The 20,026-nt window shown below is 67.9% G+C and carries 18 protein-coding genes and 2 tRNA genes; 5 read left to right on the top strand and 15 right to left on the bottom strand.

Annotation, left to right across the window (positions count from 1 at the left end; all coding sequences use genetic code 11):
- Nucleotides 1-94: 94 nt before the first annotated feature.
- On the bottom strand, nt 95-2,671 hold the full coding sequence (locus BFD71_RS07235) for a DUF6600 domain-containing protein (protein WP_069262601.1): 2,577 nt from the start codon (nt 2,669-2,671) through the stop codon (nt 95-97).
- 226 nt (nt 2,672-2,897) lie between these two features.
- The gene (locus BFD71_RS07230) at nt 2,898-3,620 is read right to left on the bottom strand and encodes an ArsR/SmtB family transcription factor (RefSeq protein WP_069262600.1); all 723 of its coding nucleotides are present in this window, start codon (nt 3,618-3,620) and stop codon (nt 2,898-2,900) included.
- Between the two features lie 215 nt (nt 3,621-3,835).
- Here BFD71_RS07230 and BFD71_RS41350 point away from each other — a divergent pair, with 215 nt between their 5' ends.
- From BFD71_RS41350 to BFD71_RS07220, 3 genes are all read left to right on the top strand, one after another.
- Entirely contained in the window at nt 3,836-3,982 is a 147-nt protein-coding gene (locus BFD71_RS41350; protein WP_176732839.1) for a hypothetical protein, read from the top strand.
- A 99-nt stretch (nt 3,983-4,081) separates the two neighbouring features.
- Complete coding sequence (locus BFD71_RS07225; protein WP_069262599.1) at nt 4,082-5,107, top strand: GlxA family transcriptional regulator; 1,026 nt, start codon at nt 4,082-4,084, stop codon at nt 5,105-5,107.
- A gap of 126 nt (nt 5,108-5,233) precedes the next feature.
- On the top strand, nt 5,234-5,737 hold the full coding sequence (locus tag BFD71_RS07220) for an acyl-CoA thioesterase (protein ID WP_069262939.1): 504 nt from the start codon (nt 5,234-5,236) through the stop codon (nt 5,735-5,737).
- A 103-nt stretch (nt 5,738-5,840) separates the two neighbouring features.
- Here BFD71_RS07220 and fumC read toward each other — a convergent pair whose 3' ends face one another.
- The 5 genes from fumC to BFD71_RS07195 all read right to left on the bottom strand — a co-directional run bounded on the left by fumC (nt 5,841) and on the right by BFD71_RS07195 (nt 12,203).
- Entirely contained in the window at nt 5,841-7,250 is a 1,410-nt protein-coding gene (fumC, locus tag BFD71_RS07215) for a class II fumarate hydratase (RefSeq protein ID WP_069262598.1), read from the bottom strand.
- 101 nt (nt 7,251-7,351) lie between these two features.
- The gene (locus BFD71_RS07210) at nt 7,352-9,040 is read right to left on the bottom strand and encodes a phospholipase D family protein (protein ID WP_370684253.1); all 1,689 of its coding nucleotides are present in this window, start codon (nt 9,038-9,040) and stop codon (nt 7,352-7,354) included.
- A 171-nt stretch (nt 9,041-9,211) separates the two neighbouring features.
- Complete coding sequence (gene panS / locus BFD71_RS07205) at nt 9,212-10,174, bottom strand: ketopantoate/pantoate/pantothenate transporter PanS (protein ID WP_069262597.1); 963 nt, start codon at nt 10,172-10,174, stop codon at nt 9,212-9,214.
- Nucleotides 10,175-10,426: 252 nt separating this feature from the next.
- A complete protein-coding gene (locus BFD71_RS07200) occupies nt 10,427-11,836 on the bottom strand; it encodes an MATE family efflux transporter (RefSeq protein WP_069262937.1) in 1,410 nt (469 codons plus the stop codon).
- A 145-nt stretch (nt 11,837-11,981) separates the two neighbouring features.
- Nucleotides 11,982-12,203, bottom strand: a complete 222-nt coding sequence (locus BFD71_RS07195; RefSeq protein ID WP_028206712.1) for an RNA-binding S4 domain-containing protein — start codon at nt 12,201-12,203, stop codon at nt 11,982-11,984.
- Nucleotides 12,204-12,511: 308 nt separating this feature from the next.
- On the opposite strand from BFD71_RS07195, the gene BFD71_RS07190 reads away from it, so the two are divergent.
- Both BFD71_RS07190 and BFD71_RS07185 read left to right on the top strand, forming a co-directional pair.
- A complete protein-coding gene (locus BFD71_RS07190; RefSeq protein WP_069262596.1) occupies nt 12,512-13,024 on the top strand; it encodes a hypothetical protein in 513 nt (170 codons plus the stop codon).
- A 193-nt stretch (nt 13,025-13,217) separates the two neighbouring features.
- Nucleotides 13,218-15,452 carry an ATP-dependent helicase gene (locus tag BFD71_RS07185; RefSeq protein WP_083245116.1) on the top strand — a complete coding sequence of 745 codons (2,235 nt, stop codon included), beginning with the start codon at nt 13,218-13,220 and terminating at the stop codon, nt 15,450-15,452.
- 46 nt (nt 15,453-15,498) lie between these two features.
- Here the strand turns inward: BFD71_RS07185 and BFD71_RS07180 are convergent, their stop codons facing one another.
- From BFD71_RS07180 to fdxA, 8 genes are all read right to left on the bottom strand, one after another.
- Entirely contained in the window at nt 15,499-16,260 is a 762-nt protein-coding gene (locus BFD71_RS07180; protein WP_069262595.1) for a DUF4088 family protein, read from the bottom strand.
- 134 nt (nt 16,261-16,394) lie between these two features.
- Nucleotides 16,395-16,718 carry an AzlD domain-containing protein gene (locus BFD71_RS07175; protein ID WP_069262594.1) on the bottom strand — a complete coding sequence of 108 codons (324 nt, stop codon included), beginning with the start codon at nt 16,716-16,718 and terminating at the stop codon, nt 16,395-16,397.
- Nucleotides 16,715-17,512 carry an AzlC family ABC transporter permease gene (locus BFD71_RS07170; RefSeq protein ID WP_069262593.1) on the bottom strand — a complete coding sequence of 266 codons (798 nt, stop codon included), beginning with the start codon at nt 17,510-17,512 and terminating at the stop codon, nt 16,715-16,717. The genes BFD71_RS07175 and BFD71_RS07170 overlap by 4 nt, the downstream gene beginning before the upstream one ends.
- 69 nt (nt 17,513-17,581) lie before the next feature.
- Nucleotides 17,582-18,484: a helix-turn-helix transcriptional regulator gene (locus BFD71_RS07165; RefSeq protein ID WP_069262592.1), complete on the bottom strand. Its 903-nt coding sequence runs from the start codon at nt 18,482-18,484 to the stop codon at nt 17,582-17,584.
- 28 nt (nt 18,485-18,512) lie between these two features.
- On the bottom strand, nt 18,513-19,004 hold the full coding sequence (locus BFD71_RS07160) for a CreA family protein (protein WP_069262591.1): 492 nt from the start codon (nt 19,002-19,004) through the stop codon (nt 18,513-18,515).
- A gap of 108 nt (nt 19,005-19,112) precedes the next feature.
- Nucleotides 19,113-19,188: transfer RNA gene (locus BFD71_RS07155), tRNA-Asn, on the bottom strand.
- A 79-nt stretch (nt 19,189-19,267) separates the two neighbouring features.
- Nucleotides 19,268-19,343: transfer RNA gene (locus BFD71_RS07150), tRNA-Asn, on the bottom strand.
- A 139-nt stretch (nt 19,344-19,482) separates the two neighbouring features.
- Nucleotides 19,483-19,806, bottom strand: a complete 324-nt coding sequence (gene fdxA, locus BFD71_RS07145; protein ID WP_028206706.1) for a ferredoxin FdxA — start codon at nt 19,804-19,806, stop codon at nt 19,483-19,485.
- Nucleotides 19,807-20,026 lie beyond the last annotated feature (220 nt).

Below are 20,026 nucleotides of genomic sequence, written 5' to 3'. Positions count from 1 at the left end.
CGCTTGCATTTGCGTGAGTGGCCGGTATGACCGCGCCATGAATAAAGCCCGCGAACGGCGACGTTCGCGGGCTTTTTCGTTGGCGGCGCGTCGATCAGCCGTGGTGGCGATCGTCGTGATTGCCACCGCTTGCACGCTCTTGCGGATGAGGCGCGGGCTGCGGCTGCGGACGCGGTTGGGGCTGCGGCTGCGGGCGGGCCTCCGCGTGCTGCTGCGGCTGGGGCTGGGGCTGCGGATGGAATTCCGGGCGCGGCTGCGGTTGCGGCTGCGGACGGGCTTCGGCGCGCTGCTGCGGTTGAGGCTGCGGATGGAATTCCTGACGCGGCTGGGGCTGCGGCTGCGGCCGGACCTCGGCGCGCTGCTGCGGTTGCGGCTGGGGTTGCGGACGGACCTCGGCGCGCTGCTGCGGTTGCGGCTGGGGTTGCGGACGGACCTCGGCACGCTGTTGCGGCTGCGCTTGCGCCTGCGGATGAAACTCGGGGCGCGCCGCGGGCTGCTGCGCCGGCCGCGCCTCGGCTTGCTGCGGCATCTGCTGGCCGTGCTGCGCCGCGGCTGGCTCGGGCATCCGTTGCTGCGCTTGCGGCTGCGGCTGGCCACGCGCCGCGTCACGCTGCTCCTGCATCGCGACGGCGGGCGGTCGGCCTGCCTCGTTGCTGCCCGGCTGGCCTCGTGTGGCCATCGGCGCGTGCGGCTGTGTCCAGGCCGGTTGATGCACTTCGCCGCGCGCCGCGTTGGCCGCGTTCATCGCACCCGGGCCGGGCTGACCGGCTGCAGGCGCGCCGCCTTCGGGCCGGCCCGCAAACTGCGGCGGACGCGGCACGCCATGTTCCTGCGCGACAGCGGGCGGCATGCCCGCCTGGCCATGTTCGGGGCCACGCGGCATGGCGTTGGCGGCTGCGGCGCCCGGTTGGGGGGCGCCGCCAGGCATGCCCGGACGGCCGGCTTGCGCCTGCGGGGCCGCCGGCCTGCCCGTCGCGCCAAGCACCGGTGAGTGCGGCGGTACGACACGCACGTTCTGTGCGGGCCACGCGCCGTGAGCTGCGGGAGAGAACGGCGAGGACGGCGCATGCGCCGGCGCCGAGACGCGCACCACGGGCGCGCCTGCCCCCGGCACCGTGCCGCCGGCGTGGGCGAAGCGCTGCGCGAGGTTGTCGTGGAATGCGGGCGGTGCGACGGGCGCGCGCGTGGCGACGACCTGACGCTGATTGAGCGCCGCGGGCGGCCGGTAGTCGGCGCGGCGCATGTTGGGCCCGAAGCTGCCCTTCACAGGCGCGATGCCAGGCGTGCCCGGGTCGATGCGCGCATTGCGCCATTGCTGCGGATCGACACGCTGTGCGAACCGCGAGACCGGCTGACCGTGGACGAACGCCGTGGCCGGTACCGCCGTCACCGCACCCGGCGCGCGATAGTTCACGTAGGTGTTGTGAACGTTGATATTCGTGATGTTGACGTCGCGCCGGTAGTTGTTGACGACGACGGTCTGGTTCACGCGCTCGTAGTAGTGCGGGCTCCAGCCGCCCCAGTGCGGATGCCATGGCTCACCCGGCCCGAGCGCGAACCACGCGACGCCCGCGGCCGCGACGCCGCCTACCGCGAGGTTGACGCCCCAGTCCGTGCCGCCGTCGCCGCCGCCCACGAACGCGACCAGCGCCGGCGCATAGACGGGCGGCGCGCTTTCGACGACCGGCCCGGGCACCCACGCCCACGAATCGTCGACGTAAGCCCAGCGTCCGTAGTGATACGGCGCGAAGCCCCAGGGCGCGTCATCGACCCACGTCCAGCCCCACGGCGCCTGCCACACCCAGTGGCCGTCGTGATACGGCGCCCAGCCGGTGGGTACCGAGTTCGGCGTCCAGACTTCGCCGTATTGCGGATCGTTGCGCCACGTGCCGTTGTTGTCGAGGTCCTGGTAGCCCGGGACGTCGCGCGAGACATAGCGCGCCGAGACCGAGCGGTCCTCGGCGGCGTCGCGCGCGAGCCCCCACTGGTCGAAGGCGTCCGGCGGCGGCGTCTGGTCGCTCGCCACCTGCTGCAGGTCGGTGCCGGCGAAGCGGATCTGCTGGCCGGCCGTCATCGGCGTCTGACCGTTTTCGCCGTACACGGTCACGCTCCCGCTGCGCACGGTGACGGTCGTGCTGCTGCCGTCGGGTGCCACATCCACGCGATAGTCGCCGGGGCTCGTCACGCCGAGTGCGAGGTTCGGCGTGTCGATTTCATAAGAGCTGCCGGGCGGCACTTCGCGCACACGCGTCGAGAGCGTGCCCTGCGCGATCTTGAGCTGCGCGGTTTGATCGTCGAGATTGAGGACGTCGAGGCTCGTTTGCGCGCCGAGGCGCACCGCCGTCGAGCCGATGTGCATTTCCGAGCGCCCATTGGCGTCGTTCCAGAGCTGGTCGCCGGTCGTGAGCGGGCGGTTGAGCTGCGCGTACGACCAGTCGCTCGCGCCGGCCGGCTCGGTGGTCACGGCGCCGGCCATGTAGTCCAGACGCGCGACGCGGCTTGGCGGATCGCCGCCCGTGGCAGCGGGGGCGGTCGCGGCATCGGGCGGCGCTGCCTGCGCGAAGACCGCGGGCGCGGCTGCGAGGTTCAGCGCCGCGAGCGCGGCGAGCGCAAACAGCGTGCGGCGCGAAGTGCGCCGAAACTGGGTGATCGTAGGTGTGCGCGTCATCATTGTTCTCCTGTCGATGGGATTTGGCGCTTTGCTGCCGCAGCGTTTAGCGCTATCCCATGCAGGGCACTGTATCCGGCGGGCTTGTTTCCATGCTCACGGATTTGTTAAGGCTTATGCACCAGATGTAACAGAACGTGTGACCGCGCGCGAAATGCGCATTTTTGCGCGCGAAATCGGCGATGTTGTACGGTAATTGTCAGCTAATTCCGCGCGTGCAGCCGGTGTCTCAGGCACCGGCGATTGCGTCGAACTCGCGCTGTCCCTTGGGTGTGATGCGCAACACGCGCGGGCGGCTCGTGCGCTCGATCCAGCCGCCCTGCGTCCACGAATCGAGCAGCGCCGCGCCGAGTGCGCCGCCCAGGTGCGGCCTGCGCTCGCTCCAGTCGAGGCAGGTGCAGGCGAAGCGCCGCCGCCGCGCGCGCAGCGCCGCCACGTCCACGCCCCAGGCCGCGAGACGCGTTGCGCCCTCGGGGGTGGCTTCGAGGGTGTCGCCGTCGCGCACCAGCAGGCCGCCGTCCACGAGACGTTCGAACACCCGCACGGCCACTTCGCCGGCCATGTGGTCATAGCAGGTGCGCGCATGGCGCATCTCGAGGGGCACCGTACGCGCGGGGCGCGGCGCCGGGCGTTGCGAGGCGACGGTGTTGGACACCTGCGCGACGTTCATGAGCGCCTCGATCGCCGCAGCGATCTCGGGGTTGGCGATGCGGTAGTAGCGGTGGCGGCCGCGCACGTCGAGCGCGAGGAGCCCGCCGTCGGTCAGGCGCGCGAGGTGGCCGCTCGCCGCCGAAGGCGACAGCCCCGCGATCATCGTGAGTTCGCCCGCGGGCCGCGCGCTGCCGTCCATCAACGCCCACAGCATGGCGGCGCGGCCCGAATCGGCGAGGAGTGCGGCAACGCGTGCGAGGCCCGGGAAGTGGCTCGACTCGTCGGTGGCGGGAAGGTTCATGGCGGCTCCTTCATGGTTGCGATGGCGGCTGACGCCGCCCACACCGTGACTTTAGCGAATTGTCGCATTCGACGTTTCAGTCTATGGTGAAGTGTCGATTGCAACCACTCGAGATCCCCGCGGTGAGGTCGAGGCATTGCCTGCGGCGGTACATACTGCGGTGCGCCAGAGCCCCGCGCTAAAATCGTTCATTCACGCAATCGGCCCGGCCTTTCATGAAACGCTTCCTCGCTCTTTTTGCCGTCGCCGCGCTCGCCGCCTTGTGCACCGCCTGCGCAGGCGGTTCCGCGCCGTCGTCGAGCGGTGCCAGCGGCATCACGATGTACGGCACGATCGACGAGGGCATCACGTTCCACAAGTGAGCGGCCTGGCATCATCTGGCAGTTTTTGATGTTACCTCGGCCTGACTGCCAAAGGCGCGCGTGCGATGATGCGGACACATCGTCAACATCGAGTCCGCCATGCCGTCTCAACCGCCGTCCCAAACGCACGCACGCCATGTCGTGTTCGCCGTCGCGCCGGAGCTCGTGCTGCTCGACGCCTGCGGTCCCGTCGAGGCGTTCTGGCGCGCCGAGCTGACGATGCGTGTCGCGAGCGGTATCCGCGGCGGCGATCCCTGCGCCTACCGCACGACGCTCGCCTCGGTCGCCGGCGGCGTGCTGCCCACCTTCGCGGGCATGCCCATCGTCACCGAGCGGCTCGACACGCTCGACCCTGCCACGATCGACACGCTGATCGTCCCCGGCGTCCCCATCGACGACACCACCGCGCTGCAACCCGAACTCGTCGCCTGGATCGCAGCGGCCGCGCCGCACGCGCGCCGCGTCGCGTCGGTCTGCACGGGGGCGTTCTATCTCGCGGCAGCGGGGCTGCTCGACGGCCGCCGCGCGGCCACGCACTGGCGCAACGCGGCGCAGCTCGCGCGCCGTTTTCCCCGTATCGAAGTCGATCCCGAGCCGATCTTTATCCGCGACGAGCGCGACGGCCGCGTGGTGTGGACGTCGGCGGGCGTGACGGCGGGCATCGATCTCGCGCTCGCGCTGATCGAGGAGGACTGCGGCCATGCGGTCGCGATGCAGGCGGCGCGCCGCCTCGTCGTGTTCATGAAGCGGCCCGGCGGCCAGTCGCAGTTCAGCGAGGCACTCGCGGCCCAGGTCAGCGCGGGCGCGGAGTTCGACGCGCTGCACGGCTGGATGGCCGCCAACCTGCACGGCGAGCTGAGCGTCGAGCGTCTGGCCGAAGAAGCGCGCATGAGCCCGCGCACGTTCGCGCGCCGATATGTCGACGCAGTGGGGCGCACGCCTGCGCGCATGGTCGCGGCGATGCGCGTGGAGGCCGCCGCCCACGCGCTCGTGCAGTCGCGCCGCCCGCTCAAGCGCATTGCGGCCGACTGCGGTTTCGGCACCGAGCAGAATCTGCGGCGCGCGTTCGAAAGGTCCTACGGCGTGCTGCCCCTCGACTATCGGGCGCGATTCGCGGCGAGCTAGAAACACCGCCGATGGCGTTTGGCAGGCGGCTGCGACTCTCTGTCTTATTGCACTCGTATAATCAACGCCTCCTTACCCCACCATACGAGCCGCCGTACGCGGCTTTTCGCCATGAGCCAAGCCGAGATGAAGACGCCTACCCAGCCGCTGGACCGTTCGGAAACGACGTTCCGGTTCCTCGCCGAGCCGACTTCGGTGAACTTCGGCGGCAAAGTGCACGGCGGTGCGCTGATGAAGTGGATCGACGAGACGGCTTATGCGTGCGCCGCGGTCTGGTCCGGCCGCTATTGCGTCACGGTGAGCGTGGGCAATATCCGCTTTCGACGGCCGATTCTCGTCGGCAACATGGTCGAGCTGCGCGCGCGCGTGGTCGCCACGGGCCGCACGTCGATGCATATTCACATCACCGTGCATGCCGGCGATCCGAAGAGCGGCCAGCTACGGCTCACCACGGACTGCCTGATCGTGTTCGTGGCCGTCGACGAAAACGGCAATCCGATTCCCGTGCCCACGTACGTGCCGGAAACGGACGAGCAGAAGCGCCTCGCGAAGTACGCGCTCGACGTGAAGGAAGCGCTCGACGCGATCGTCGAACTCAAGCCCGAGGAAGTGGCGAAAGGGCAGGTTTAAGCAGGGTCGACACGCAGGCACGCTGTTGCGCCAGCATGAAAAAACGGGCGGCGAGGGTTTGAACCACGCCGCCCGTTTTGCATTTCAGCCCTGCAAATAGACCTTATTTCTTCGCGTTGCCGACCATCTCGCCGGGCTTCACCCATTCGTCGAACTGCTGCTCGGTCACGTGTCCCAGCGCGAGCGCGGCGGCCTTGAGCGTGGTGCCTTCCTTGTGCGCCTTCTTGGCGATCTGCGCGGCCTTGTCGTAGCCGATGTGCGGATTGAGCGCCGTCACGAGCATGAGCGATTCGTTGAGCAGCGTGTCGATGCGCGAGCGGTTCGGCTCGATCCCCACCGCGCAGTGATCGTTGAAGCTGAGCGCACCGTCGGCGAGCATGCGGATGGACTGCAGCACGTTGTGCGCGATCATCGGGCGGAACACGTTCAGCTCGAAGTTGCCGCTCGCGCCTCCCATGTTCACGGCAACGTCGTTGCCGAACACCTGGCAGCAGAGCATTGTCACGGCTTCCGACTGCGTAGGGTTCACCTTGCCCGGCATGATCGAGCTGCCCGGCTCGTTTTCGGGAATCGACAGCTCGCCCAGGCCGCAGCGCGGACCGCTCGCGAGCCAGCGAATGTCGTTGGCGATCTTCATGAGGCTCGCCGCCACGGTCTTGAGCGCGCCGTGCGCGAACACGAGCGCGTCTGCGGCGGCCATCACCTCGAACTTGTTGGGCGCGGTGACGAAGGGCACGCCCGTCAGCTTCGCAATGCTTTCCGCCACCTTGTGCGCGAACTGCGGATGCGCGTTCAGGCCCGTGCCTACGGCCGTGCCGCCCTGCGCGAGTTCATACAGATGGGGCAACGAAGATTCCACGTGCTTGATGCCGTGATCGAGCTGCGCAACATAGCCCGAGAACTCCTGGCCGAGCGTGAGCGGCGTGGCGTCCTGCAGGTGCGTGCGGCCGATCTTCACGATGTCGGCAAAGGCCTTCGCCTTCGCATCGAGCGTATTGCGCAGCGTCTTGAGCGCCGGCAGCAGATGCTTGACGATGCCGTAGGCGGCGGCCACGTGCATCGCGGTCGGGAACACGTCGTTGGACGACTGGCCGCGGTTGACGTCGTCGTTCGGATGCACCTTGCGCGCCTCGCCGCGCTCGCCGCCCAGAATCTCGCTCGCGCGGTTCGCGATCACCTCGTTGAGATTCATGTTGGTTTGCGTGCCGGAGCCTGTTTGCCAGACCGCAAGCGGGAATTCGCCCGGATGCTTTCCCGCGATGATCTCGTCGGCGGCCTGCATGATCGCGTGCGCCCTGGTCTCGTCGAGCACGCCTAGCGAGAGATTCACTTCGGCTGCAGCGCGCTTGATCGTCGCTAGCGCGGTGATGAGTTCCGGCGACTGCTTTTCGGTGGAGATGCGGAAGTTCTGCAGCGATCGCTGCGTCTGCGCGCCCCAAAGCTGCTGGGCGGGCACGGCGATCTCGCCGAACGTGTCGCGCTCCATGCGGACGCTTTCGTTGCTTGCGGTCATTTGATCCTCCGGTGATTGAGGCGGCGCCTTCGCTCGCGCGGCTTGCGAGTCAAGCGTTCTACGTTTTGCTCGCCCGATAGCGACGTGCGCTCAAAGCCGCTTCAAAGCTGGCTATCGACCGGCAACAGCAAGAATAGCCCGGTTAGGACATTTCTGTAGAAACCCGCACCAGGGTCGAGGTTGTAGGTGCGGATCATGCCGTTCTCCTCGTCGGTCCAGACGAGCGCCGAGTTGACCGTCGTGCCTTTGAGCAGCGCCAGTTGTTCGGGCGTCGCGAGCGTCACGCGGTAGCTCACCTGCGGCGAGGTCGCACGCTTGAACAGGTCGGCGACTTCATGCGCGATCGGCGGACTCTCGATGGTGAGCGCAAGCTCGGTGTTCAGGCGTGCCGAGCGCGGATCGAGATTGAGCGAGCCGATCACGAGCGTGCTGTCGTCAATCACGTAAGCCTTGGCGTGCAGGCTCGCGCGCGAGCGCGAACCGACCACGCCGAAGCGCTGCTCGTCGTCGTGCTCCTCCTGCTGCGGCTTGAACTCGTAGAGCTCGACGCCGGCCTCGAGCAGCGGCACGCGGTAGGGGCTGTAGCCGGCCTGCACCGCCACGGCGTCGGTGGCGGCGAGCGAATTGGTGAGGATCGCCACACGCACACCATGCGAGGTGAGCGCGCGGATAGTTTGCACGCCCGTGTCGTGCGGCACGAAGTACGGCGAGAACACCAGCACGCTGCTGTGCGCCTGATGGATACGATCGAGCAGCGCGCGCATGGCGTCGCCCAGCTCGCCTTTGTCGGCACCCGCGATCTTGCCGGGCGAGTCGGCCACGAACGCCCATTTCGCCCAGACGAGCCCGAGCGTGTTGCCCGCGATCTGCTGCGCGAGCGGCGTGGCGTTGAGCGGCTTGGCGTTGTAGGGTTCGGCGCTCTCGTGCCAGTGGCGGCGCAGGTCGTCGCGTGCGGCGTCGAGATCGTGTGCGTCGAACTGCTGATGATTGAGCACGCGCAGGGGGTAGGAGATCGAGCTGTTCCAGTACTCGTCGAAGCTTGCCGAGACGCTTTGCGCGACCGGGCCCGCCGTGAGCACGTCGAGGTCGCGGAAGTCGATCGTCGGGCTCGCGTTGAAGTACTCGTCGCCGAGATTGCGGCCGCCGACGATCGCCATTTCGTTGTCGACGATCGTCGCCTTGTTGTGCATGCGGCGCGTGAACTGGTCGACGTTCGTGAAGAAGTTGCGCGTGCGCAGGTACATCGATTCGCTCGTGCTGCCGTACGGATTGAACACGCGGATCTGGATGTTCGGATGGCTGTTGAGCGCGGCCATCAGGCGGTCGATGTCGTGAAAATTCAGGTCGTCGACCAGCATGCGCACGCGTACGCCGCGATCGGCCGCATAGAGCGCCGACCCGAGCAGCAGCTTGCCGGTGGTGTCCTCGTTGGCGATGTAGTACTGCATGTCGAGCGTTTTCGTCGCCGCGCGCGCAAGCGCGACGCGCATCTGCAGCGAGTCGGTGCCGGTGGCGAGCAGGCGAAAGCCCGATTCGTCGGGGTGAGCGGCAAGGGGGGCGGCGAGCGCGGCGCCGAGCGGCGTGGCGCTGGCTTGCTGTGCCGGCAGCGCCGCGCTCGTCTCGCGCGGGTAGTCGGTGGCGGGCGGGCGCGTCGCGCAACCGGCGATCAGCGCGAGGCAAACGAGCGCGAAGCAGGCTCGCCGTGGGGCTCCAGGCAGGGCTTGCAGCGAGGCGTGCCGCAAGGTCATGCGCTGCGTAACGGTTTCGGATCGGGCGGGATGCGCGGGCAAACGGATTCTCCATGGCGGCGCGCCGCATGATGGTTCGTTTTCATTGCACGGCTTCGCGAAGATTCTACGGGAAGCGGCCCGCCGGGCTTGCGGCGGCGGACACGCTGCGTATGCAATTTCCGGGCCGCAAGCAACTGACGATTGCGCGCGGCCGGAAAGGTCTGCGGTTGATCAAACGCGCGCGGTCGACGCGTTCTCAGCGCCTTGCGCATCGCGCGTGCTGCCGCGCGCCGGCTTGCCGGCCCAGTAGCCGGCGAGCACCGAGCCCGAGAGGTTGTGCCATACCGAGAAAAGCGCGCCGGGCAGGGCGGCGAGCGGCGAGAAGTAGAGCTTGCCGAGCGTCGCGGCGAGACCCGAGTTCTGCATGCCCACTTCGATGGCCAGCGTGCGGCACACCGATTCGTCGAAGCCGAGCAGGCGGCCGCCCCAGTAGCCGCCGAGCAGGCCGATGCCGTTGTGCAGCACCACGCCGAGCGCGACGAGCGGACCGACCGTGGCGATGCTCGCATGCGTGCCGCCTACTACGGCGGCGATGATCGCGAGGATCGACACCATGGAGACGAGCGGCAGGACCGGCTCGACGCGGCGCACGAGCGAGCCCGCAAGGCGGTTCACGATGAGGCCGATGGCGATCGGCAGGCCGACGATCTGCAGGATGCTCATGAGCATGCCGTGCACGTCGACGACGATCGAGGCATCGACGTAAAGACGGGTCAGCAGCGGCGTCGCGAATACGCCGACCAGGGTGGAGAGCGCGCTGATCGTCACCGAAAGCGCGACGTCGCCGCGCGCGAGATAGATCATCACGTTCGACGCCGTGCCGCTCGCCACGCTGCCCACGAGCACCATGCCCGCCGTGAGGTCGGGCGGCATGTGCAGCACTTTGGCGATCGCCCATGCGGCGAGCGGCATGACGAGGTAGTGCAGGAAGATGCCCGCGGCGACCGGCGCGGGCCGCGTGAAGACGCGCTGGAAGTCGGCGAACGAGAGCGTGACGCCCATCGCCAGCATGATGATCATCAGGAGCGTCGTGACGTGCGGCGCGATCGGCGCGACGAGGCCCGGATCGAAGTAGGCCAGCAGGGAAACGAGGACGGCCCAGAGCGGGAAGAGTCGGGTAATCGGGGCGAGCATGAAGGGGCGGTCCGTGAATGCGTTCGTTGTGCGTTGGCGCACGGCAAGCGGTGCCGGGGTGGCCGGCGGCGCTCGCGGGGCGCGGCTGTCTCCTGTGTCGACTGGCGTTGGCGCTTTAGCGCCCGGTCCAGTCCCATGCAGCGTACTGTTCTTGCCCTCGTGGGACGGACGCCGCTTGCGGCGCCTGGCGCGTATTTTAACCGGTCGAGCCGGTGCGGCCCGGTCGGTTAAGTAAACGCTTCAACCCGCGCTTCAACCCGCGCGGCCCGCCGCGGCGGCGTGAGCCTGCGAGCGCAGGCTCATCCGGTGAAAGCGCCATGTCATGAGCACGGCGACGGTGGTGAGCCCGGCCGCCAGCCCCCACCAGAGCCCGAGCGCGCCGAGGCCGAAGTAAAACGCCAGCGCGTAGCCCAGCGGAAAGCCGATCCCCCAGTAACCAAGCGTGGCCGCGAGCATCGGCACGCGCGTGTCCTTCAGGCCGCGCAGGCAGCCCGAACCCACGGTCTGCGCGCCGTCGACGATCTGGAAGATGGCCGCGACGCCGAGAAGCGTGGCGGCGAGCGAAACCGTGTGCGCGTTGGCCGGGTCGTCGAGATGCAGGTAGAGCCCGACGATCCAGTGCGGCGCCAGCACCATCACGAGCGCCGAGAGCGACATGAAGCCGACGCCGAGCCCGAGCGCGACGAAGCCCGCATGGCGTGCCGCGCTCGGCACACCCGCGCCAGACCAGTAACCCACGCGCACGTTGGCCGCCTGGCCGATCGCGAGCGGCACCATGAACGTGACAGAGGCCACGTTCAGGGCGATCTGGTGCGCCGCCAGCGGCGTCTCGCCGAGCAGGCCGGCGAGCAGGCCGGTGGCGAGAAAGAGCGTCGCTTCGACCGCATAGGTGATCGCGACCGGCCAGCCGATCGTGAAGAGTTCGCCCATCAGCGGCGCCGTCGGTCGGCGCGCGACGACGAAACGCTGGTGCGAAGGCCGCAGGTGCAGCAGCGCCATCAGCACGAACGCGGTGAGCCACACGGTGATGGTCGTCGCTACCGCCGAGCCGAGAAAGCCGAGGCGCGGCAGGCCCCAGGCACCGTGGATCAGGCCGAAGTTGAGAAAGCCGTTGATGAACACGCACGCAACCGACACCCACAGGAGGCGCCGCGCCGCGCCGATGGCGGGCAGGAACGAGCGCATGAGCCCCACGCCGATGAGGCTGGCGGGCGCGCCCCAGCGCAGCACGGCCGTGTATTCGCCGATGTGATGCGCGAGCAGCGTCGGCTCTCCGAGGGCGCGCAGGATCGGCTCGGCGAACGAGAGCAACGCGAACGCCGGCACGGAAAGCAGCAGGGACAGCGCGAAACCGGTCCAGTAGATGTGCGGTACGTGGCTTTCGTTGTCGGCGCCGCGCGCCTGCGCGACGCTCACGCTCACCGAGGTCAGCACGCCCTGCAGCACGGTGACCACCACGAAGAACAGGTTGGCGCCGAGGCCGCCCGCGGCGAGCGCGTCGGCGCCGAGCGAGCCGAGCAGCACCGTGTCGGTCACGCTCATCGCCATCTGCGAGAGTTGGGCGATTGCGAGCGGCCCGGCGAGGCGGGCGGTGTCGGCGGCATGGCGGCGCAGCGTGGGCGGCGCGGCAACGGCGCGGCGGGAAAGCGTAGTTCGAGTCATGAAAAACAAGCGGCGCGAGATAAGCGCGCCGCGCGGCAGGGTTCGTCTGTCAAAACTGAAAGCTTATTGCGAGACAGCGACCTTGTCGATCCAGATGCTCAAATCTGGTGCATAGCCGGCGCCTGCGGGCAAGTTCCGGCGGGGTTCACTCGCTCGCCTTGATGGCAATGCGGGTGTCGCCGAGCAGCACGGCCTGGCCCGCGCGGATCTTGCACGTCTTGCGCAGCTCGACTTCGCCGTCCACCTTCACCGCGCCCGAGGCGACGATCTGCTTGGCCGAGCCGCCGCTGTCGGCGAGTCCGGTGATCTTCAGGAGGTTGTGCAGTTCGACGTAGTCGCCGGTCAGCGTGAAATCGAGATTGGGCATGGCGGATTCAAATTCGAAAGGCGTGCGGCTAGCGCGCGAAGGGTGAGCATCATAAGCGATGGCGGGCTCGCGGCAGCGCCTGCCAGCGCATCGTTACATCCAGGGGCCAGATGTTATGAATTCGTCAGTAAATGAAACGTTGAGTAACGTCGCGGGACCCCACGGCGATCTTCATACCAAAATGGTTTCACCCGGATCGACAGCGCCGCTCGAGTTTTTCTGGTGCGGTTCCGTCGAGCCGGGGCGCGATTGTGGCGGGCTTGCCCACCGCATAAGCGCCTTCGGAACCACTGCAAAGAGGATACGCCATGACCCAGATCGCCAAGCTGCTCACTGCTACCGCCGCTTTTGCCACCGTGACCACTGCCGCCGTATTTGCGCAGGGCGCGTATGCCCAAAACGCGACCCAGGGCGCGACACAGGCCGGCGAAGCCCCAACGATGGCGCCTTCCGGCGCGCCGGCCATGGCGCCGGGCGCTGCCCCTGGCCAGATGACCGGGCAGGCGCCGAGCCAGGCGCCGGCGGCCGCAGGGATCGCGCAGCCCGCGCCCGCGCCGCAGGCCCTGACCGCACCGCAGTCCGCCGACCCGCTGGTGCAAAAGCGCAACGCGAACGCGGCGGCGAACGCCGAATACCGCAGCGCGAAGAAGTCGGCGAACGCCGAGTACGGCGACGCGAAGAAGCAGGCGAAGTCGCAGTACAAGGCGCAGGTGAAGGACGCGAAGATCAACCACAAGGCCGACCGTCAGGCCAACGACTCGGAAATGAAGGACCAGATGAACGGCATGTCGGCCCAGCAGCAGGGCGGCCAGTCGCAGTAACGATCGGCTGATGCCGAAGGCGCCCGCGCCTTTGGGGGCGCCGGCCTTGTGCCTGGCCTTGTGAGCGGCGGTGTCCGGCAACGGGCGCCGCCGTTTTGTCTGGCGGCTCCCGGGTGTCGGCGGCGGCGAAACGCGCCGTGGCGTTGTCGTTAAATCCCGCCAGATCGCCGTGGAATCAGGCGCTTGCGGACGCATGGTGTATGGATATACAGTATGCGTCGCTCCTTCCCGATTCGCCACGTTCATCGTCCCAGCGCCCGCCGTGTCCACCGTTTCCGTTGCCGATTCCTCCGTCTCCGATGCCAGCCAGGCGCGCGCCGAAGCAGCCAATGCCGTTGGCGCGTGGCTCGCGAAACTCAACGATGCGCAGCGCGAGGCCGTCGAACACGGCGGCGAAGCGGGCTACGCGCCCGGTTCCGCGCTGCCGGGCCCGCTGCTCGTGATCGCGGGCGCCGGGTCGGGCAAGACGAATACGCTCGCGCACCGCGTCGCGCATCTGATCGCGGGTGGCGCCGACCCGCACCGCATCCTGCTGCTCACGTTCTCGCGGCGCGCCGCGCAGGAAATGACGCGGCGCGTGGCGCGTATCGCTGCCAGCGCCCCAGGCGCGGCCGCCGTGCTCGCGCAAGGGCTCAGTTGGGCGGGCACCTTTCACGGCGTGGGCGCGCGGTTGTTGCGCGAGTACGCGGATCACATCGGCCTGTCGCCGGCGTTCACGATCAACGACCGCGAGGATTCCGCGGATCTTATGAATCTGGTGCGCCACGAACTGGGTTTCTCGGCCAAGGAAAAGCGCTTCCCCTCGAAATCGACTTGCCTCGCGATCTATTCGCGCGCGGTCAATACGGGCGACTCGCTCGCCAATGTACTCAACCGTTCGTTCTCGTGGTGCCTCGAGTGGGAGCCGCAGCTACGTGCGCTGTTCGCCTCGTACGTGGACGCCAAGCAGAAGCAGAATGTGCTCGACTACGACGACCTGCTGCTCTACTGGGCCCACATGGCCGCGGAGCCGGCCATCGCCGCCGATCTCGCGGGCCGCTTCGATCACATCCTCGTCGACGAATACCAGGACACCAACCGCCTGCAGGCCTCGATCCTGCTCGCGCTCAAGCCCGATGGCCGCGGCCTCACCGTGGTCGGCGACGACGCCCAGGCGATCTATTCGTTTCGCGGCGCGACCGTGCGCAACATTCTCGACTTCCCGGCGCAGTTCGACCCGCCCGCGCGTCAGGTGACGCTCGAACGCAATTACCGTTCGACGGCGCCGATCCTCGCCGCCTCGAACGCCGTGATCGACGCCGCCGCCGAGCGCTTCACCAAGAACCTGTGGACTGAGCGCCCCTCGCAGCAGCGCCCGCGCCTCGTCACCGTGGCCGACGAGGCCACCCAGGCGCGCTACGTCGTCGAGCAGATTCTCGAGGCGCGTGAAGCGGGCATGAAGCTCAAGCAACAGGCCGTGCTGTTTCGAGCGGCGCACCACAGCGCGACGCTCGAAATCGAACTGGCGCGACGCAATATCCCGTTCGTGAAGTTCGGCGGACTGCGTTTTCTCGACGCCGCGCACGTGAAAGACGTGCTGGCGGTGCTGCGCTGGGCCGAGAATCCGCTCGACCGTGTAGCGGGGTTTCGCGTGACGCAGTTGCTGCCGGGCGTCGGGCCCGCCAACGCCGCGCGCCTGCTCGACCAGGTGTCAGCGTGCACGGGCGCGTATCGCGCCGCCGAGGCGCTCGCGGCTTTCGCGCCGCCGCCGCGCGCGGCCGAGGACTGGCCGGCGTTTGCGTCGCTCATCGACGGCCTCTCGATGCGCTCGACACCGTGGCCGGCCGAGTTCGAGCGCGTGCGGCGCTGGTACGAGCCGCATCTCGAGCGCAATCACGAAGACGCCCAGGTGCGTCTCGCCGACTTGCTGCAGATGGAGAGCATTGCGAGCACCTACGCCTCGCGCGAGCGCTTTCTCACCGAACTCACGCTCGATCCGCCCGACGCGACGAGCGCCGAATCCGCCGATCCGCTGCTCGACGAAGACTACCTGATCCTTTCGACGATCCATTCGGCGAAAGGTCAGGAGTGGCGCAACGTGTTCGTGCTCAACGGCGTGGACGGCTGCATTCCGTCCGATCTCGGCGCGGGCAGCGACGAGGAGCTGGAAGAGGAGCGGCGGCTGCTCTATGTGGCGATGACGCGCGCGAAGGAGGATCTGCACATCGTCGTGCCGCAGCGCTTTTATGTGCACAACCAGGTGGCGTCGGGCGACCGGCACGTGTGGGCCTCGCGCACGCGCTTCATCGCGACGCCCATGCTGCCGCTGTTCGAATCCCGCGCATGGCCGCCCGCGCCCGTGGCGAGCGCGCCGAGCGCGGCCGGACTCGCCGCCGCCGCGCAGGCGAAGGTCGAGATCGCCGCGAAGCTCAGGAAGATGTGGGATTGAGGGGGAAAGCGGGGCGCGCGCCGTTTTCAGGCGCGCGCGCCAGCGCTTAGCGCCGCTGCTCGCGTGCCGTGCTGCGCTGCGGCGGCATGAAGAAGTTGCGCATCCACGCGGCGAGGCGCGTGAACACATCGTCGGGCTCCTCGACGAAAATCTCGGGCTTGAGCAGGCGCAGATACTCCATGATCTGTTGCGCTTCCTGCTTCTGGAACACGCCATGCGTCACGCCGAGCCTCAGCAGCCCGCGCAGCTCGCCCAGACGCTCGCGAACCGCGCTGCCGCTCGCCTGTTCACAGCCGATCTTCGCTTCGTACACGCGCTGACGCAGCGACTCGGTGAGGCGCCACGCGGGCGTCTGCATCGACTCTTCGAGGGCCTGGATGTCCTGCACGCCCGACTTGATCTGCGCCGCCAGCGGGTCGACCAGCGTGTCGTCGCCCTGGGCTTCGCTCACGATGGCCGCCGCCCAGTCGCGGCACTGCTTCGAGAGTTCGTCGGGCGTCCACTCGGGCCGCGACGCGAAGCCGAAACCGAATTCGCCTGCCTGACGCATCAGGATCGAGACGACCTCGGGGAATTCCTTGTCGAGCGTGCGCTTGGCCCACGCGTACTGGCCGCCTTGCAGGAGCCGCTGGACGGCGTGCTCCGTGAGCGGCGTCATGTTGTCGAGCAGCTTCGCGCGCAGGTAGTCCTCGAATTCCGGCGTGGCGAATTGCGGGTCGAGTTTGAGCGAGACGCGCAGGAACGCGTCGAAATCCTTGCGCAGCGACGCAAGCGTTTCGTCCTTCAGGTTAAGGGTGATATGCCCCATTGTGGTTGCCCCGGTGTAATCCTTGTCGCTTCTCGCGTGCTTTCGCCGTTCGAGCAGTGGCCTGCCAGAGCAGGCCCTGACGGGTTTAACGGCGCTCCGGGGTGAAACTTGAGCGTAAGGGGCGACGCTTGCCTCTAGCGCAGGACAACGCCTTGCCAGAGGAAGAACACGCCGAGCCCGATCGCGATGGTGAGGAGCGGGCGCTTCGTGAGCGCGCTGACGACGATCGCCGCGAGCGCGCCGACGAGCTGCGGGTTGCGCCAGGTCAGCTCGGCGCCCTGACCGTGGGGCGAGACCGCCATCGGCACGATGATCGCCGTGAGCACGGTGACGGGCACGAAGCCGAGCGCGGTGCGCACGAGCGGCGGGAATACCAGCCGGTCGCCGAGCACGAACACCGCAGTGCGAATGACCAGGGTGATCAGGGCCATGCCGAGAATCAGGACGACGTAGTTCATTGCCCGGCTCCTGCGGTGCGTTGGACGTTGGGGGACTTGCGGGAGGACTCGCTGCCGGCGCGGGCGCCGCGCGACGAACCTGGCCGTGAGAGCACGACACCCACGACCACGCCCGCGAGCACGGCGCCGAGCAGCCCGAGCTTGTACGGCCAGCCCTGCCAGAAAAAGGCGAGCGCGCCCGCAGTCGCGGCGGCGGCGAGGTAGCGCAAGGCAACCAGCTGTGGCACGACGATGGCGATGAAGGTCGCGACCATCGCGAAGTCGAGGCCGAGCGACTGCAGACCCGGGAACGCCGCGCCGAACAGCAGGCCGGCCGCGGTCCAGAGTTGCCAGTTCAGGTACATCGAGAGGCCCGAGCCGAGGAAATGCCATGGCGAGACGTCGTCGCCGGGCGGATGGCGGCGCAAATGCGCCCACGCGACGGCGAAGACCTCATCGGTGAGCAGGCTGCCGAGCACGAGCCGCCAGCGCAGCGGCAGGTGCGAGATATAGGGCGCGAGCGTCGCGCTATAGAGCACGTGGCGCAGGTTCACGATGAACGTGGTGGCCCAAATCACCGCGAAGCTCGCGTGCGAAGCGATCAGCCCGAGCGCGATGAACTGCGCGGAGCCGGCGAACACGGCGAGCGACATGAACTGGCCGTGCCAGAGCGAAAGCGGGCCCGAGGTGACGAGCGTGCCGAAGATCACGCCGAAGGGTGCGGCGCCGATCATCATGGGGATCGTGTCGCGCGCGCCGGCGATGAATTCGGCAAGGCGGTTGGGATGCGTGGTCAAACTGTCCTCCTGATACATGGGGACAGCATAGCGGGCCGCCTTACGCGTGGCTTGTACGTTCTTGCGGCCGGGTGCGGGTTGGCGCGTTCAGGACGACTGCCAGCGCCCCGGCGGCACGCCGAACATGCGCCGAAAGTGTCGCGTGAAATGGCTCTGGTCGGTGAAACCGCTCGCGGCGGCGACCTCGGCAACCGTAGCGCCTTCGCGCAGCGGGGCGAGGGCGCGCTGCAGGCGCAACTGGGTGCGCCAGGCGTGCGGCGGCAGCCCGGTTGCCTGCGTGAAGAGCCGCGTGGCGTGAAACGGCGAGAGGCCGACCGCCTGGGCGAGATCGGCCACGCGCAGCGGCGTGGCGAGATCGGCGGCAAGGAGCGCCTTCATCGTTTCCACGCGGGGATCGTTCGGGCCGTGTTTGAGCGCCGCCTCGCGCGTGCGGCCGTAGCGCGTGAGCAGCGTCGAGAGTGCGTCGAGCAGCGAGCCTTCCACGGCGAGCAGATCGGCACAAGGCGCCGAAGGCGATGCCGGGCTGGCGCTCGCGCCGGGTTCGGGCACGGCTGCGGCGCGCCGCCAGTCCGCGTCGGCTTCCAGCAGCCGGTGGGCGCGCGAGAGCCGGTGCGCGAGATCGAGATCGTGGATCACCTCGGCGTCGAACCACGGCAGCGGCTGCGTGCGCCCGGCGATTTCGCCGGCGAGCTCGTGCAGGAAGTCGATCGGCACATACATCACCCGATAGCTCCAGCCTTCTTCGACGGCGCGTGAACCCGTATGCAGCTCCCCCGGATTGATCACCGGCACGCTGCCCGTTGCGGCGACATGCTGCGTGCCGCGATAGCGAAAGCATTCCGCGCCGCCCTCGATCACGGGGATCGTGTAGGCCTCGTGCCAGTGCGGCGCGAACGTATGTTGGTTGTATTCGGCCGTGACGAGATCCGCGCCGGGCAGAAGCGGCGTGCGCCAGTAGCGGGCGGAATCTCGAAAACGGGAACCGGTCATGGTGAAGGATCCTGCACGGATCCCCAGTTTAGCGCAGCGGAATCGTCGTGCCCGTGGGCACCGGCACGGCCGTGACGCTGTTCTTGGCGCTGCCGCTCACCACGCGGTCGCTGTAGGTCAGATACACGAGCGCGTTGCGCTTCGCGTCGACCACGCGCACGACGTGCAGCGTCTTGAAGAGGAACGACATGCGCTCGTTGAAGACGTCGTCTTGCTGTTTGAGCGGACCTGCGAACGAGATCGGCCCGACCTGCCGGCACGCGATCGACGCCTCGGTCGGATCTTCCGCAATGCCGAGCGTGCCCTTCACGCCGCCCGTGCGTGCGCGGGAGACGTAGCAGGTCACGCCTGGCACCTGCGGATCGTCGTAGGCCTCGACGACGACTTTGTCCGAGCCGGTCACGCGGAAGTTGGTGTTCACGCTGCCGATCTGCTCGGCGTGGGCGGTGACGCAGGCGACGAGACTCGCGCAGGCGAGCAGCGGGCGCGCGAGGCAAGCGCAGAGGCGGGTGGATTTCATGCGGATTCCCGAAGATGACGAAGCGACATTATCGGGGAGGGTAGCGTGCGCCACGCGCGCAGCAAAAGAAAAAGGGGTTGCGTGCAACCACGCAACCCCTCGATATTTTGGCTCCCCGACCTGGGCTCGAACCAGGGACCTACGGATTAACAGTCCGGCGCTCTACCGACTGAGCTATCGGGGACCAGCAGTACAGCGACAACACTTTACGTCATAAAAAAGCCCGTTTTGCGTTGTGAACGCCAACGGGCTTTTGCGAATCTTGGCTCCCCGACCTGGGCTCGAACCAGGGACCTACGGATTAACAGTCCGGCGCTCTACCGACTGAGCTATCGGGGATCAACAAAAGCAGAGAACGAGATTCTATGGGGTCTGGCTGGGCCTGTCAATACCCTGTCGCGATCTGTTTAGGGCAATCCGCTGCGCGAGGGACTGTCCGTGTAAGCGACGGCGGCGGGAGGACACCCCGAACAAGCGATCAGCGTGCGAGCAGCGCGAGCTTGTCCTTCACGTCCTTGAATTCGTCGGCTTCCGGCAGCGGGGCCTTGGTCTTCGTGATGCTCGGCCAGCCCTTCGCGAGGTCGGCGTTCAGCTCGATGAATGATTGCTGGTCGCCAGGCACGTCTTCCTCGGCGTAGATGGCGTTCACCGGGCACTCGGCAACGCACACGGCGCAGTCGATGCACTCGTCCGGGTCGATCGCGAGGAAGTTGGGACCTTCGCGAAAGCAGTCCACCGGGCACACATCGACGCAGTCGGTATAGCGGCACTTGATGCAGCTCTCGGTCACAACGTGAGTCATTCAGGCAGCTCCTGCAAGCTTTTTGTATCGGGGGATGGCGGTTCGCCAAAAGCGCTATTGTAACTGATGAGGAATTACCCCAACCACAGGCCCGCGACCGTCCTTAGATCGTTTCGTGATTAGTTTATAAGGCCGGGCGATCCGCAGCGTTTTATCCCTTGCGCGCGAGGGGCCGTGCCGGCGGGCACGCGGCGCGCGCGGGCATTCGGGTAACATGGAC

The organism is Paraburkholderia nodosa, assembly GCF_001718195.1.
In the GTDB taxonomy this organism is placed as follows: Bacteria; Pseudomonadota; Gammaproteobacteria; order Burkholderiales; family Burkholderiaceae; genus Paraburkholderia; species Paraburkholderia nodosa_A.
The sequence above is the reverse complement of the archived record's forward strand: the minus strand, read 5'-3'. Positions and strand labels throughout refer to the sequence as shown.